This window comes from Streptomyces sp. P17 (genome assembly GCF_032436805.1).
In the GTDB taxonomy this organism is placed as follows: Bacteria; Actinomycetota; Actinomycetes; order Streptomycetales; family Streptomycetaceae; genus Streptomyces.
The window spans coordinates 20,104-33,900 of record NZ_JAVRBF010000029.1 but is presented as its reverse complement, the minus strand read 5'-3'; the positions used below and the strand labels follow the sequence as shown (position 1 = coordinate 33,900).

Genomic DNA, 13,797 nt, shown 5'->3' with positions numbered 1-13,797 from the left:
AACAGCGCCATGACCACCACCTTGGAACCCGCCCTGTCGGTCCGTCAGGTCCTCACCCTGGAGCGGGTGCTCGCCGGGGAGCCCGAGGTGGTGGCCGGCGCAGGGCAGCTCGACCGGCCGGTGCGCTGGGTGCATGTGGCCGAGGCCGCCGACGTCGGCGTCATGCTCAGTGGCGGCGAGATGGTGCTGACCACCGGGGTGCTGCTGGCCGGGGACGAGAGCGCCCAGGCCGAGTACATCCAGTCCCTGCACCGCGCCGAGGCCGCGGCCGTCGTCCTCGGACTCGGCCGCGCCTTCCCGTCCGCGCCGGACGTGATGCGCCGGGCTGCCGAGCGGTGCGGGCTGCCGATGGTCGTCCTGCACCGGCCCTTCCCCTTCGCCGAACTGACCGAGGAGGTCCAGTCCCGGCTGGTGCGGCGGAAGTTCGCGGCCGTCAGCCTGTCGGAGTCCGTACGGACCGCCCTCACCGGCCTGATCACCGCGGGCGCCCCGCTGCAGCGGCTGCTCGACGAGATCGCCCAGCACAGCGCCTGCCCGGTCGTCGTCACCAACCTCGCCCACCGGGTGCTGGCCACGGCGGGGGAGCGTCCTGCCGTGGACGACGTGCTGCGCGACTGGGAGCGCATCGCCCGGCAGGCCGGCGGCAGCGAGGGCGACGGCTGGATCCGCGCCGAACTCGGCGGCCGGGGCGAGCGCTGGGGCCAGATCGTCCTGTGCGGCCACCGCGGCGACACCACCACCGGACGGCTGCTGGCCGACCGGGCCGCCGAGGCGCTCGTCCTGCACCGCATGCTCGGCGGCACCTCCGCCCACACCTGGGAGGAGCAGTCCGCGCAGAGCCTGCTGACCGACCTGGTCAGCGGGGTCGTACCGGCCAGGCAGCTGCTGCCCCGGGCACGGGCGGCCGGACTGCCCGTCAACCGGCGCACCTTCGTGCCGTTGGTCGTGAGGGGAGGAGAGCCCGCCCAACTCGACCGAGTGCTCCGCATGGTGGGGCTCCCCGGAATCGTCGCCGAGCTCGCCGACTCGGTCACCGCCGTCCTGCTGAGCCTCGCCCGTGACCAGGACGCGAGCGCGCTCACGGCCAACTTCGCGACCCGGCTGCGCTCGGAGGCACCGGGCACCGTCGTGGCCGCCGCCGGCCCCCGCGCCGCCTGGGACGACGTACCCGCGGGCCTGCGCGAGGCCCAGCACGTCGCCGATGCCGTGGTCGATGTGCTGGACGTTCCCGCTGTGGTCCGCCTCAAGGACGTCCATCTGCGCGGCCTGATCCGGCTGCTGCGGGACGACCCGCAGGTGCAGTCCTTCGCGGAACGGGAGCTGGACGGCCTGCTGTGCGGCCCCGAGGAGGGCCTGCTCGCGGTGCTGCGCACCTATCTCGCCACCGGCCGCAACAAGTCCCGCACCGCCCAGCTCCACCATGTCTCCCGGCCCGCGCTCTACCGCCGGCTGGAGGCGATACAGGGCCGCCTCGGTGTGGACCTCGACGATTTCGAGCAGGCCGCCTCGGTGCACATCGCCCTGCTCGCACATGATGCGCAACAGGGCTGAAACATGCGACGACCTGGGAAAACGGCGGTGAAACATGGGCCCACGAGCACGTGACACCGTGGCACGCCGGAGGCCCGCAGACGTGACACCGTGCAACTCAAAGCCGGTTTTCGGACTTCCTAGTCTTCTCGCACACCGAGCGACCGGAGGTCCCGATGAGCAGAGTGATCCGTGCCGCCCTCTTCCAGACCGCGTGGACGGGCGACAAGGAGTCGATGATCCAGGTACACGAGCAGGCGGCCCGCGACGCGGCCGCGCAGGGTGCTCAAGTCCTGTGCTTCCAGGAGCTGTTCTACGGACCGTACTTCTGCCAGGTGCAGGACAAGGCGTTCTACGAGTACGCCGAACAGATCCCCGAGGGACCGACCGTACGGCGCTTCCAGGCGCTGGCGAAGGAGCTGGGCCTCGTCCTCGTGCTGCCGATGTACGAGGAGGAGCAGCCCGGGGTCCTGTACAACACCGCCGCCGTGATCGACGCCGACGGCTCCTACCTGGGCAAGTACCGCAAGACCCACATCCCCCAAGTGCCGGGGTTCTGGGAGAAGTTCTACTTCCGCCCCGGCAACAGCGGCTGGCCCGTCTTCGAGACCGCCGTCGGCAGGATCGGCGTGTACATCTGCTACGACCGGCACTTCCCCGAGGGCTGGCGGGCGTTGGGCCTCGCCGGTGCCGAGATCGTCTTCAACCCCTCGGCCACCTCGCGCGGACTGTCCCGCTACCTGTGGCAGCTGGAGCAGCCGGCGGCGGCCGTCGCCAACGAGTACTTCGTGGGCGCGATCAACCGGGTCGGCGTGGAGGACCTCGGCGACAACGACTTCTACGGCACCACGTACTTCGTGGACCCGGAGGCCCAGTTCGTCGGCGAGGTGGCGAGCGACAAGGAGACCGAACTCGTCGTCCGCGACCTGGACCTGGCCAAGCTCCGCGAGGTCCGCGACCGCTGGCAGTTCTACCGCGACCGGGCGCCGGGGGCCTACACACCGCTCACCGCGCCCTGATCACACCGTCCACTTTGGGAGGAGAGGGACCATGAGCAGCCGTACCGTCATCAGTGGCGGTCTCGTCATCACCGCGTCCGACGAGGTCCACGCCGACGTCCTGATCGAGGACGGCCGGGTCGCCGCGCTCGCCGTGCCCGGTACGCAGAGCTGGAGCGCGGACCGCACGATCGACGCCACCGGGAAGTACGTCATCCCGGGCGGCGTGGACGCCCACACCCACATGGAGCTGCCGTTCGGCGGCACCTTCGCCTCCGACACCTTCGAGACGGGCACCAGGGCCGCCGCCTGGGGCGGTACGACCACCATCGTGGACTTCGCCGTGCAGAGCGTCGGACACACCCTGCGCGAGGGCCTGGACGCCTGGCACGCCAAGGCCGAGGGCAACTGCGCGATCGACTACGCCTTCCACATGATCGTCTCCGATGTGAACCAGGACACGCTCAAGGAGATGGACCTGCTGGTGGAGGAGGGCGTCACCTCCTTCAAGCAGTTCATGGCCTACCCCGGCGTCTTCTACAGCGACGACGGCCAGATCCTGCGCGCCATGCAGCGCTCCGCCGAGAACGGCGGCCTGATCATGATGCACGCCGAGAACGGCATCGCGATCGACGTGCTGGTGGAGCAGGCGCTGGCGCGCGGGGAGACCGACCCCCGCTATCACGGCGAGGTCCGCAAGGCCCTGTTGGAGGCCGAGGCCACCCACCGCGCCATCAAGCTCGCCCAGGTCGCGGGGGCGCCGCTGTACGTCGTGCACGTCTCGGCGATGGAGGCGGTCGCCGAGCTGGCCAAGGCGCGCGACGAGGGGCTGAACGTCTTCGGGGAGACCTGCCCGCAGTATCTGTTCCTGTCCACCGACAACCTCGCCGAGCCGAACTTCGAGGGCGCGAAGTACGTCTGCTCCACACCGCTGCGCCCCCAGGAGCACCAGGCCAAGCTGTGGCAGGGGCTGCGGACGAACGATCTGCAGGTCGTCTCCACCGACCACTGCCCCTTCTGCTTCGTGGGCCAGAAGGAGCTGGGCCGGGGCGACTTCTCCAAGATCCCCAACGGTCTGCCGGGCGTGGAGAACCGTATGGACCTGCTTCACCAGGCCGTCGTCGACGGGCACATCTCCCGCCGCCGCTGGATCGAGATCGCCTGCGCGACCCCGGCCCGGATGTTCGGGATGTACCCGAAGAAGGGCACCATCGCGCCGGGCTCCGACGCCGACATCGTGATCTACGACCCGCGCGCCGAGCAGGTCATGTCCGCCGTCACGCACCACATGAACGTCGACTACTCGGCCTACGAGGGCAAGCAGACCACCGGCCGGGTGGAGACGGTCCTCTCCCGCGGCGAAGTCGTCATCAGCGAGCGGGAGTACACCGGCCGCGCCGGGCACGGGGTCTACACCCCCCGCTCCACCTGCCAGTACCTCAACTAGGAGCGGAGCACATGGACTTCGGACTCGTCCTGCAGACCGACCCGCCGGCCTCGAAGGTCGTCAGCCTGATGAAGCGGGCCGAGCGCAACGGCTTCACGCACGGCTGGACCTTCGACTCGGCGGTGCTGTGGCAGGAACCGTTCGTGATCTACAGTCAGATCCTGGCCAACACCACGAAGTTGACGGTCGGCACGATGGTCACCAACCCGGGCACCCGCACCTGGGAGGTCACCGCCTCCACCTTCGCCACCCTCAACGACATGTTCGGCAACCGCACGATCTGCGGCATCGGCCGCGGCGACTCCGCGATGCGGGTGGCGGGGCGCAAGCCCAACACCCTCGCCCGGATCAGCGAGGCCATGAAGGTCATCCGCGCCCTCGGCCGCGGCGACGAGGCCGACCTCGGCGGCACGGTGATCAGGTTCCCGTGGACCAGGCCGGGCGCCCGACTTCCCGTCTGGATGGCCGCGTACGGGCCGAAGGCGCTGAAGATGACCGGCGAGGAGGCGGACGGCTTCATTCTCCAGCTCGCCGATCTGTATCTCACCGAGTACATGGTGAAGGCGGTCAAGGACGCGGCTGTCGCGGCCGGCCGGGACCCCTCAGAGGTGAAGATCTGCGTCGCCGCCCCGGCCTACGTCACCGAGGACGACTCGCCCGAGGCGCTCGCCCACGCGCGCGAGCAGTGCCGCTGGTTCGGCGGGATGGTCGGCAACCATGTGGCCGACCTGGTGTCCAAGTACGGCGAGCACTCCGCCGCCGTTCCCGAGGAACTCACCGACTACATCAAGGCGCGCGAGGGCTACGACTACTCGCACCACGGACGCGCCGACAACCCCGACACCGCCTTCGTGCCGGACGAGATCGTCGACCGGTTCTGCCTCATCGGGCCGGTGGAGAAGCACATCGAGAAGCTGAACGCGTTGCGTGAGCTCGGTGTCGACCAGTTCGCCGTCTACGACATGCACGACGCCCAGGAAGCCGTCATCGACGCGTACGGGGCGAAGGTCATCCCCACCGTCAACGGCTGAACCCCCCTCCGACAGCTCCCCCTTCCCGCCGTCCCGGGGAGGGGGCCCAGGGCGCTTCTTCCCAGCGCACCCCCCAACGGCGCCACCCGCACGGCCTTTCCCGTCCCACCGTCCCCTGATTGGCCTGCCCATGACCGACACCGCTCCCACGGCGATACCGCCGTCCTCCCAAGTCACCCTGGCCGACGGCCGGGTGGAGCTCGCCCCGGGGTCCCCGCTGCCCAGCGGTCCGTACGCCAACGACGACCTGCTCCCGGTCCCGGTGGAGAAGCGGACCTGGACCACGTACAACTTCTCCGCCCTGTGGATCGGCATGGCCCACAACACGGCCTCCTGGACCCTTGCCTCCGGTCTGATCGCCGTCGGCATGGACTGGAAGCAGGCCGTGCTCACCATCGCGCTGGCCAATGTGATCGTGCTGGTGCCGATGCTGCTCACCGGGCACGCCGGGCCCAAGTACGGCATTCCCTTCCCGGTGTTCGCGCGGGCCTCCTTCGGTATCCGCGGCGCCAACCTCCCCGCTGTCGTACGGGCGTTGGTGGCGTGCGGCTGGTTCGGCATCCAGACCTGGATCGGCGGCGAGGCGATCTTCTTCCTGGCCGGGAAGCTGATCGGCGACGGCTGGGCGGACGCCGGGAAGATCGGCGGCTACGCCTGGACCATGTGGCTGTCCTTCGCCATCTTCTGGGCGATCCAGGTCGCGATCATCTACCGGGGCATGGAGACGATCCGCCGGTTCGAGAACTGGGCGGCGCCCTTCGTGCTGGTCGGCGCCTTCGTGATGCTGTGGTGGATGAGCGACAAGGCCGGTGGCTTCGGGCCGCTGCTGGACCAGCCCTCCAAGCTGGGCTGGGGCGGTGACTTCTGGAAGCTGTTCTGGCCGTCCCTCATGGGCATGATCGGCTTCTGGTCCACGCTCTCGCTGAACATCCCGGACTTCACCCGGTACGGAAAGAGCCAGAAGGCCCAGACCTGGGGCCAGGCGCTCGGTCTGCCGACGACGATGACCCTCTTCGCCTTCCTGTCGGTGATGGTCACCTCCGGTTCGGCGGCGGTGTACGGCGAACCCATCTGGAACCCGGTGCAGTTGGCCGCCAAGACGGACAACGTGGTCGGACTGCTCTTCGCCCTGGTGACCGTGCTGGTGGCGACCCTGTCGGTGAACATCGCCGCCAACCTGGTCTCGCCGGCCTTCGACTTCTCCAACATCGCGCCCCGGAAGATCAGCTTCCGTACCGGCGCCCTCGCCACCTGTGTCCTCGGCGTACTGATCTTCCCCTGGAAGCTGTACTCCGACCCGCAGGGCTACATCTTCACCTGGCTCGGCCTGGTCGGCGGTCTGCTCGGCACGGTCGCCGGCATCCTCATCGCCGACTACTGGATCCTGCGCCGGGCCCGTCTCGACCTGACGGACCTGTACCGCACCGGCGGGCGTTACTGGTACGACGGCGGCTGGAACTGGCGGGCCGTGGTCGCCTTCCTGACCGGTGGCGTCCTGGCCATCGGCGGCGCGAACTTCGATCCGCTGATCGACGGCACCCCCATCCCCGCGCTGTCGTCGCTCGCCGACTACGGCTGGGCGGTCGGGCTCGGCACGTCGATGGTGCTGTATCTGGCGCTGATGCTGCCGCGCAGGCGCAGCGTGTAAGGCACCCGCTGGAGGACGGTCAGCTGTTCTGGCCGTCCTCCAAGGCCGCCACCGCCTCCTTGGCGGCCTTGATGGCGCCCTTGTTGATCTCGTCCGAGCTGGGCGCCTCCTTCGTCTCGAAGTCGCTGCCGTTGTAGGTGACGACGACCAGCGCGTTGGACACCTGGGCCAGCACCACGCCCTCACGCGTCTTCTGCCCGTCCTCGGTGGTCAGGTTCACCACCGAATAACCCGCGTCCCCGAGGCCCGGAACATCCCCTCCGCCGCTCTTGTCCTCGACGCGCCCCTGATACGACTTCTGTGCCGCTTCGTCCGAGTCCGTGATCTCGAAGGAGACGTCGAGCCAACGGTAGTCGTACCCCTTGAGCGCGTTCCAGGAGCAGGTGCGGCGCACGTTTGTGTCTGTCGACGGGATCTCCTTGCCGGCGGTCTTGGCGCCCGGAACGAGCGATTTGACCGTTGCCGAGGAGACGCTGTCGCAGGGTGCGGGGGCGTCGGAGTACGTCTTCGATGCGGCCGAGGTCGAGGGCGCCGAGGCGGACTTGTTCTCCGTCTTCTCCCGCGCCTGGGGCTCGGCGTCCGGCGTCGCGGCGAACGGGCCGGACGTCAGTGCCCAGCCCGCCACGGCGAGCACCACGACGGGGGACAGGCGGGCGGTGAGGGCGATCGGGAGGGGGAAGGAACGCACTGGCGCACTTTTCGTGGGGGACGGTGCGGAGCAAGTCCGCACTGCGGACGGGACGGCAGTTTCGCACGACTCCCTGTGGGGCGGAAGTGCCAACTCGCTCCGTGCATGGGCGGTGACGGAGGCCCACCGCCCATGGGCTGTATGCCTGTTATGTCCGGGCAGTGGACCGGCTCAGCGCGGATTCGATCCGGTCGACCGCCGTGAACGCCCCGTACGCCACGAGGTGCACCAGACAGTGGTCGGTGTGCTCCGGCCGCCGCCAGGCCGCGATGTCCTCGTCGGTGATCCGGTACGGCGCGAGGGCCGCCAGCAGCGCCAGACGCGCCCCCGGCCGCTCCCGCCGGTCCGGGAACCCCTCCAGGCCGAGCCCCGGGTGCCGCCCGTCCCAGTGCCGCAGCCTCTCCAGTACGACGGCCTGGTCCTCGGCGTCGAGCAGATCGGCGCCCACCATGGCCGCCCGGAGCAGCGCCGCGTACGCGGGTCCTACGGCGGTGTCGCCCGCCCACGCGGGGGCCTCGCCGGGGTCGGTCCGGTCGAGCAGCGCCAGCGCCTGACCGGGCCGGGCCGGGCGGCGCACGGTCCGCGCGAGGGAGCGGCCCGCCAGGCTGCGGACCACCCTCAGGTGCTGGGCGTTCGCGGGCATCAGGTTCTCGGTCAGCAGAGCCGACACGATCCGGTTGATGAAGTGGAAGGCGAGCGCGGTGCCGATGTATCCCGGTGCCTGCTCGCGCGGGAAGGGGTACGGCTTCGACGCCGGGCTCGGCACCCGGGTCCGCTTGCCCCACTCCAGCACGCGCGCGTGCTCCTCGTCCTCCGGGAGCTGTCCTCGCGCGAGACGCTCGGCGAGAGCGTGGTCGCCGGTGGCGTGCAGCAGCACGGTGTGGGCGTCCACGCAGAGCGGGCACTGGTTGGCCTGGGACACCCCGAACGCCGCGAGCTCCTTGCCGGTGCGGCTGCCGGGGCCGGCGATCAGGGACTCGCGCATCAACGCCCACGTGGCGGCGAGGAGTTCCGGCGCGGAGGAGAGCACCACGAAGGTCACCGGCTCGTCGATGCCGAAGTCCCGGGAGAGCTGCTCGTAGACCTCGGCGACGCGTCCGGTGGCCGACTTGGGAGGCAGAGGCTGGGTGTATCGGAAGGCTGTGGTCATGGACAGCAGCTTGCTTTTCGCGGGGGCCCGCGGTCGTCGTACAGCCGAAGGGAGTTGACGCTGCGTCGGGCGGGTGGTCCGGAAGGCGGAAGTACTGCGCCGGGAGTAGTCCCGGAGTTGTCCACAGGTCTGACGCCGGTGTCGGCACCAGCGTCTAGTGTGCCCTCATGAGCGGGAACCCGGTCACACGCAGGCACCTCGCCGACGCGGCCCTGGCGGTCGTGGTCGCTGCCCTCGTGCTGACCACGGCCGCAGGCGCGACCGTAGTGGATTACGCGCTCATGCTGGTGGGCTGCGCGGCGCTGGCGTTCTACCGGACGGCTCCGCGGGCCGTGCTGGCGATCGCGGCCGTGAGCAGCTCCGCCTACGTGCTGCACGCCGAACCGGGAACCCTGGCCGCGCTTCCCGTCATCGCCGCCGTGCACACGGCGGCCCGGGCCGGACACCGGGCGCTCGCCGGGGCGGCGGCCGGAGCCTTCCTGGCGGCGTACCTCGCGACCGGACCCGGCACCCAGGAGGTGCTGGAGAAGTCCGCGCTGCTCGCGGGCTGGTTCCTGTGCGCGGTGGTGACCGGGCTCGCCGACCGCAACTGGCAGGCGTATCTGCGCCAGACCGAGCAGCGCGCGCTGGAGGCGGAGCGCACCCGGGAGGAGGCCGCCCTGCGCCGGGCCGGCGAGGAACGCCTGCGCATAGCCCGGGAGTTGCATGACTCGCTCACCCACAGCATCTCGATCGTGAAGCTCCAGGCGGGTGTCGCCGTCCACCTGGCGCGCAAGCGGGGCGAGGAGGTGCCGCCCGCGCTGCTCGCCATCCAGGAGGCCGGCGGCGAGGCGATGCGTGAACTGCGCGCCACGTTGGAGGTGCTGCGTACGGACGAGCCGACCGGCACCCCGGCGCTGCTGGTGGAGCGGGCGCGGGCGGCGGGCCTCGCGGCCGAGCTGGCGGTGACAGGGGACGAACGCCCGCTGCCCGCGACCGTCGACCGGGCCATGTACCGCATCGTCCAGGAGGCGCTCACCAACGCGGCACGGCATGCGGGGCAGTCCACGATCAATGTCGAACTCGTCTACGCCCACGACGGGTTGACGATCCGGGTGGACGACGACGGAAACGCCGTCCCGGACCGCCCACCCGTGCCCGGCATCGGACTCACCGGCATGCGGGAACGCGTCGCGGCCCTCGGTGGCACCCTGCACGCCGGCCCGCGCGCGGAGGGCGGCTTCTCGGTGTGCGCGCGGCTGCCGCTGGGGGAGGTGGGATGATCAGGGTGGCGCTGGTCGACGACCAGGCGCTGATGCGGGCCGGGTTCCGGGCCCTGCTGGACGCCGAGGACGGCGTCGAGGTGGTCGGTGAGGCGGCCGACGGGGAGCGGGGCGTGGCACTCGTGCGCGCCGAAGTGCCCGACATCGCGCTGATCGACGTACAGATGCCGGTGATGACGGGCATCGAGGCGACCCGCAGGATCGCCGCCGACCCCGCGCTCGCGCACGTCCGCGTGGTGATCCTCACCAACTACGGCCACGACGAGTACGTCTTCGAGGCGCTGCGGGCGGGCGCGAGCGGCTTTCTGCTGAAGGACACGGAACCGGCCGATCTGCTCCAGGCGATCGAGGTCGTGGCCCGCGGCGAGGCACTGCTGTCCCCGTCGGTCACCCGCACGCTCATCGGCGAGTTCGTCGCCCGCCCTCCGGACCGGGCCACCGCCCCCGGCCTGGAGGGCCTCACCCGCCGCGAACGCGAGGTGACCGCACTGGCCGCCCGCGGCCTCAGCAACGAGGAGATCGCCGAGCACATGGTCATCAGCCCCTTCACGGCCAAGACCCACATCAGCCGCGCCATGACCAAACTGGGGGCCCGGGACCGCGCCCAACTGGTCGTGTTCGCCTATGAGTCGGGCCTGGTGACAGCACGCGGCGGCAATTGACCCGCGTACCATCGCACGACCGCCGCCGCGCAGTGAGGAGCCCCGCCCGTGTTCACCTCCCGCCCCACCCTCCAGGGCACGTTCGGCATGGAGGTCCCGGGGTCGGGTCGCTGACCTGGGCTTTTGTTGCCCATTGAGTCCCTGACCTGCGGTGATGCTTCTTTCAGTGTCTTTCGGTGCTGTACCGGCTGATGCCGCCGGAACTCCCCAGAGCCTCCCCCCAGCGACGAGAAACTCCCCAGCCGCTCCCCATGCGGAGCAGCTGGGGAGCGGGTCTGTACGGTGACTGGTGTAACTCCCGGGCAGGAAGCGGAAGTTGATGACTGACGTGAGTGTCGCCGAGACCTCGGATCGGGCCGCCGAGGGGCCGGGGGCGGGTGTGGATGACGAGCTGGTGTCCCAGTTGGTGGCGCGGGCTCAGGCTGACGGGCTGCGGCTGACCGGTGAGGGAGGTCTGCTGCAGCAGCTGACCAAGCGGGTGCTGGAGTCCGCCCTGGAAGGGGAGCTGACCGACCATCTGGGCCATGAGCGCGGCGAGAAGGCCGAGGGCGGGCGGGAGAACTACCGCAACGGGCGCCGGGCCAAGACTGTGGTCACAGAGGTCGGCCCGGTCGAGGTCGAGGTTCCCCGGGACCGGGCGGGCACCTTCGAGCCGATGCTGGTCAAGAAGCGGCAGCGGCGGCTCGGCGGGATCGACGAGATGGTCTTGTCGCTGTCCGCCAAGGGCCTCACGCACGGGGAGATCTCCGCCCACCTCGCCGAGGTCTACGGGGCCGAGGTGTCGAAGCAGACCATCTCCACGATCACCGACGGGGCCTGACCGGAGACGGTGTCGACGACCTCGCCGGAGACGGACTGGTCCTGATCGCGGCCACCTCCGTCCTCGCAACCGGCCTGATCCAGCACTTCGGTTTCCCGGAAGCCCTCCCAATGACCACTGACGGCGTCATCGGTCGACCACGAGGTCATCTCATGTGGCGAGTTTCGCCAGCTTCTTGTAGCAGGTCAGGGCGGCTGCGAGTCCGAGGAAGGCGAGGAAGTGGTTTCCCTTTCGTTCGTGTCGGACGGTGAGGCGGCGGTAACCGAAGAGCCAGGCGATGGTGCGCTCGATCTTCCAGCGGTGCCGGCCCAGGCGCTCGCCGGTTTCGATGCCGGGCCGGGCGATGCGCGGGACGATGCCGCGGTCCCGGAGCCACCTGCGGTGCGCGGCGGAGTGGTACGCCTTGTCGGCCCGGAGTTTTACGGGCTTCCGGCGGCGCGGTCCGCGCCGGGAGCGGATCGCGGGTATGCCGCCGATCAACGGGCGCAGGGCGTTGGTGTCGTGGACGTTGGCGCCGGACGCGGCGACGGCCAGGGGCAGGCCTCGGGCGTCGGACAGGACATGGATTTTGCTGCCCTTCTTGCCCCGGTCGACCGGGTTCGGGCCGGTCAGCGAGCCCCTTTTTTCGCGCGCACGCTCGCCGCGTCCACGATGGCCGAGGTCCAGTCGATCTCGCCCCGGGCGTCGAGCTCGTCCAGCACCGCCCGGTGCAGCCGCCGCCACACCCCCGCCTCGGTCCAGGCCGTGAACCGGCGGTGGGCGGTGGCCGGCGAGACCCCGAAGTCCCCGGGCAGTAGCTGCCAGGCGCACCCGCTGGCCAGTACGTACACCACCGCGGTGAACACCGCCCGCTCGTCCACCGGAGCCGTGCCCCCGCCCTGCGGCCGGGCCTTGAACCCCGGCAACAACGGAGCAGTCAGCTCCCACAAACCGTCCGGCACCAGCCGACTCGAAAGATCAACACTCACAAGCCGACATCATGCCGCACCGCCCCCACGCCACATGAGATGACCTCTAAGTAGTGTCACCTGTCGGGCATGATCGCCATACGGAATTTTCAATTCCGATTCACCGTGCGTGAGGGGAGACTTCTCAGGCGAGGAAGGAGCGCTCCGGAGAAGCGTGGTGAATCCGACGGAATTCAAGGTTCCAGAATAGCCTCATTGACCAGGAGTGAGTGAAGTTGCGTGACTTGCTCCGATGTTCGGCACCCTGCCTCGGTCTTCCACGCCGGGCCAAGACCGGCCCGATGCGCCGTCGACTCCTCCACGTTCCGACCAGGTTGACCGCAGGCGCGCGCATGCTGACCTGGCGCTTCCCTCAATGCTGGTCCTGGCAGGGCGCCTTGACCGAAGCCGTGGACAGCCGTCGGTCACCGCATGAAGAGCTGACCACCAGGGCCGACAGACCATCCACGACCGCGAAGGACCCGGAGACCCCGCTACCGGCGGCCACCCGGAACTCGCCCTTGCCCAACAGCGGAAATCAGCCACGAGAAGCCCTGAAACCCATTCATCGACTTCTATGCGGTGGATCCAGTTGAGTTTTTGATCAATACGGCATTGATCTCGGAGACAGGCGTGCCTAACATGGATCGGAGCAGCCGAAGCCGCACGTGCCGCAGTAGTGCCTTCCGCTGTCCCTCCTCAACGGCGAGGCGGTCCGGCCTCCACCGATGAGTCGAGTACCTGGTGACGGCCCAGAAGCCTGTGCGATGCCGCAAGACGCTATTCCGCGCTGCCCCACCCGACCCGTACAAGGGGACGATCCTGTGCTGCCCAAGCAAGACTTCCGTCAGGCGCTCGACGACACGCTCCAGAGCAAGCTGACGCTCAATCACCCAATATTCGAGACACTCTTCGACCCGGCCAACCCCGACCTGGAGACCCTGCGGAAGGTGGCGCTCCAGGGCTACCAGCTGACCAAGAACTTCCTGGAGTACATCGAGACGCTCTTCTACTTCTGTCCTAAGGACCGCAAGCACAAGAGGCGTCTGCTCTTCAACCTCTTCGAGGAGGAGACCGGCCGGGTCTCAAAGACCAAGAACCACGTCGAGCTCATGGAGGACTTCCTCCGTGCCATCGGCATCGACGACGAGCGGCGTGACGCCGTTCTCGCCCTTCCTCAGACGCAGGAGCTCATCGACTATCGCATGAAGGCGTGCAAGGACCCGGAGACTTACCACATCGGCGCCGCCGCGGTAATGGTCGCCAGCGAAGGGCAAAACCTGGAGACCCGCGGAGCCGAGGCCCGCGACGTCCTGTTCAAGAAGGTGTACGGCCTCAAGGACGAGGACCTGTTGTTCTTCTCCGTCCACCAGGAGGAGGACGTACACCATGTCCGGCACGGCCTGGACCTGGTGACCGACGTCTGCACCACGGAGCAGATGCAGCAGGAGGCGCTGCACGCGGTCGCCCACACCTGCGACCTCTTCTACGGCATGTACGAGGGCATCCACCAGGAACTCCTGGCCGGCCGTCTCTGACCGGCCCCGCTGCCCCGTTTACCGGTCCGTGGACCGTGCCGACGGTCCCGGGCCCGGCATTCCCGACGAAGGAGCG

Annotated in this window: 11 protein-coding genes and 1 pseudogene; 9 read left to right on the top strand and 3 right to left on the bottom strand. The window is 69.5% G+C overall.

Annotation, left to right across the window (positions count from 1 at the left end; translation table 11 throughout):
* Positions 1–9: 9 nt before the first annotated feature.
* The 5 genes from RMT89_RS20020 (at position 10) to RMT89_RS20000 (ending at position 6,654) form a co-directional block, all read left to right on the top strand.
* Positions 10–1,551, top strand: a complete 1,542-nt coding sequence (locus RMT89_RS20020) for a PucR family transcriptional regulator (protein ID WP_315885106.1) — start codon at positions 10–12, stop codon at positions 1,549–1,551.
* 155 nt (positions 1,552–1,706) lie between these two features.
* Positions 1,707–2,549, top strand: coding sequence for a nitrilase-related carbon-nitrogen hydrolase (locus RMT89_RS20015; RefSeq protein WP_315885105.1), 843 nt, complete (start codon positions 1,707–1,709; stop codon positions 2,547–2,549).
* A gap of 31 nt (positions 2,550–2,580) precedes the next feature.
* Positions 2,581–3,975: a dihydropyrimidinase gene (hydA, locus tag RMT89_RS20010; protein ID WP_315885104.1), complete on the top strand. Its 1,395-nt coding sequence runs from the start codon at positions 2,581–2,583 to the stop codon at positions 3,973–3,975.
* Positions 3,976–3,986: 11 nt separating this feature from the next.
* Complete coding sequence (locus RMT89_RS20005; protein WP_315885103.1) at positions 3,987–5,006, top strand: TIGR03842 family LLM class F420-dependent oxidoreductase; 1,020 nt, start codon at positions 3,987–3,989, stop codon at positions 5,004–5,006.
* Positions 5,007–5,136: 130 nt separating this feature from the next.
* A complete protein-coding gene (locus RMT89_RS20000) occupies positions 5,137–6,654 on the top strand; it encodes an NCS1 family nucleobase:cation symporter-1 (RefSeq protein ID WP_315885102.1) in 1,518 nt (505 codons plus the stop codon).
* A gap of 19 nt (positions 6,655–6,673) precedes the next feature.
* On the opposite strand, the gene RMT89_RS19995 is transcribed toward RMT89_RS20000, so the two are convergent.
* On the bottom strand, positions 6,674–7,342 hold the full coding sequence (locus RMT89_RS19995) for a hypothetical protein (protein WP_315885101.1): 669 nt from the start codon (positions 7,340–7,342) through the stop codon (positions 6,674–6,676).
* A 148-nt stretch (positions 7,343–7,490) separates the two neighbouring features.
* Positions 7,491–8,492, bottom strand: a complete 1,002-nt coding sequence (locus tag RMT89_RS19990) for a carboxymuconolactone decarboxylase family protein (protein WP_315885100.1) — start codon at positions 8,490–8,492, stop codon at positions 7,491–7,493.
* 167 nt (positions 8,493–8,659) lie between these two features.
* Between RMT89_RS19990 and RMT89_RS19985 the strand changes: the two genes are divergently transcribed.
* From RMT89_RS19985 to RMT89_RS19975, 3 genes and pseudogenes are all read left to right on the top strand, one after another.
* A complete protein-coding gene (locus RMT89_RS19985; protein WP_315885099.1) occupies positions 8,660–9,754 on the top strand; it encodes a sensor histidine kinase in 1,095 nt (364 codons plus the stop codon).
* Positions 9,751–10,416 (top strand): response regulator transcription factor, encoded by a 666-nt coding sequence (locus tag RMT89_RS19980; RefSeq protein WP_315885098.1) that lies wholly within the window; start codon positions 9,751–9,753, stop codon positions 10,414–10,416. The genes RMT89_RS19985 and RMT89_RS19980 overlap by 4 nt, the downstream gene beginning before the upstream one ends.
* Before the next feature lie 319 nt (positions 10,417–10,735).
* Positions 10,736–11,227: pseudogene (locus RMT89_RS19975) on the top strand (transposase); the annotation flags it as partial.
* Positions 11,228–11,386: 159 nt separating this feature from the next.
* Here RMT89_RS19975 and RMT89_RS19970 read toward each other — a convergent pair.
* Positions 11,387–12,204 (bottom strand): IS5 family transposase gene (locus RMT89_RS19970; protein ID WP_315885097.1). Its coding sequence is split into 2 segments (ribosomal slippage): positions 11,387–11,847 and positions 11,847–12,204, totalling 819 coding nucleotides; the frame shifts between segments, so codons are not numbered across the junction.
* Positions 12,205–13,007: 803 nt separating this feature from the next.
* On the opposite strand from RMT89_RS19970, the gene RMT89_RS19965 reads away from it, so the two are divergent.
* Positions 13,008–13,721: an iron-containing redox enzyme family protein gene (locus tag RMT89_RS19965; RefSeq protein WP_315885096.1), complete on the top strand. Its 714-nt coding sequence runs from the start codon at positions 13,008–13,010 to the stop codon at positions 13,719–13,721.
* Positions 13,722–13,797: the final 76 nt, after the last annotated feature.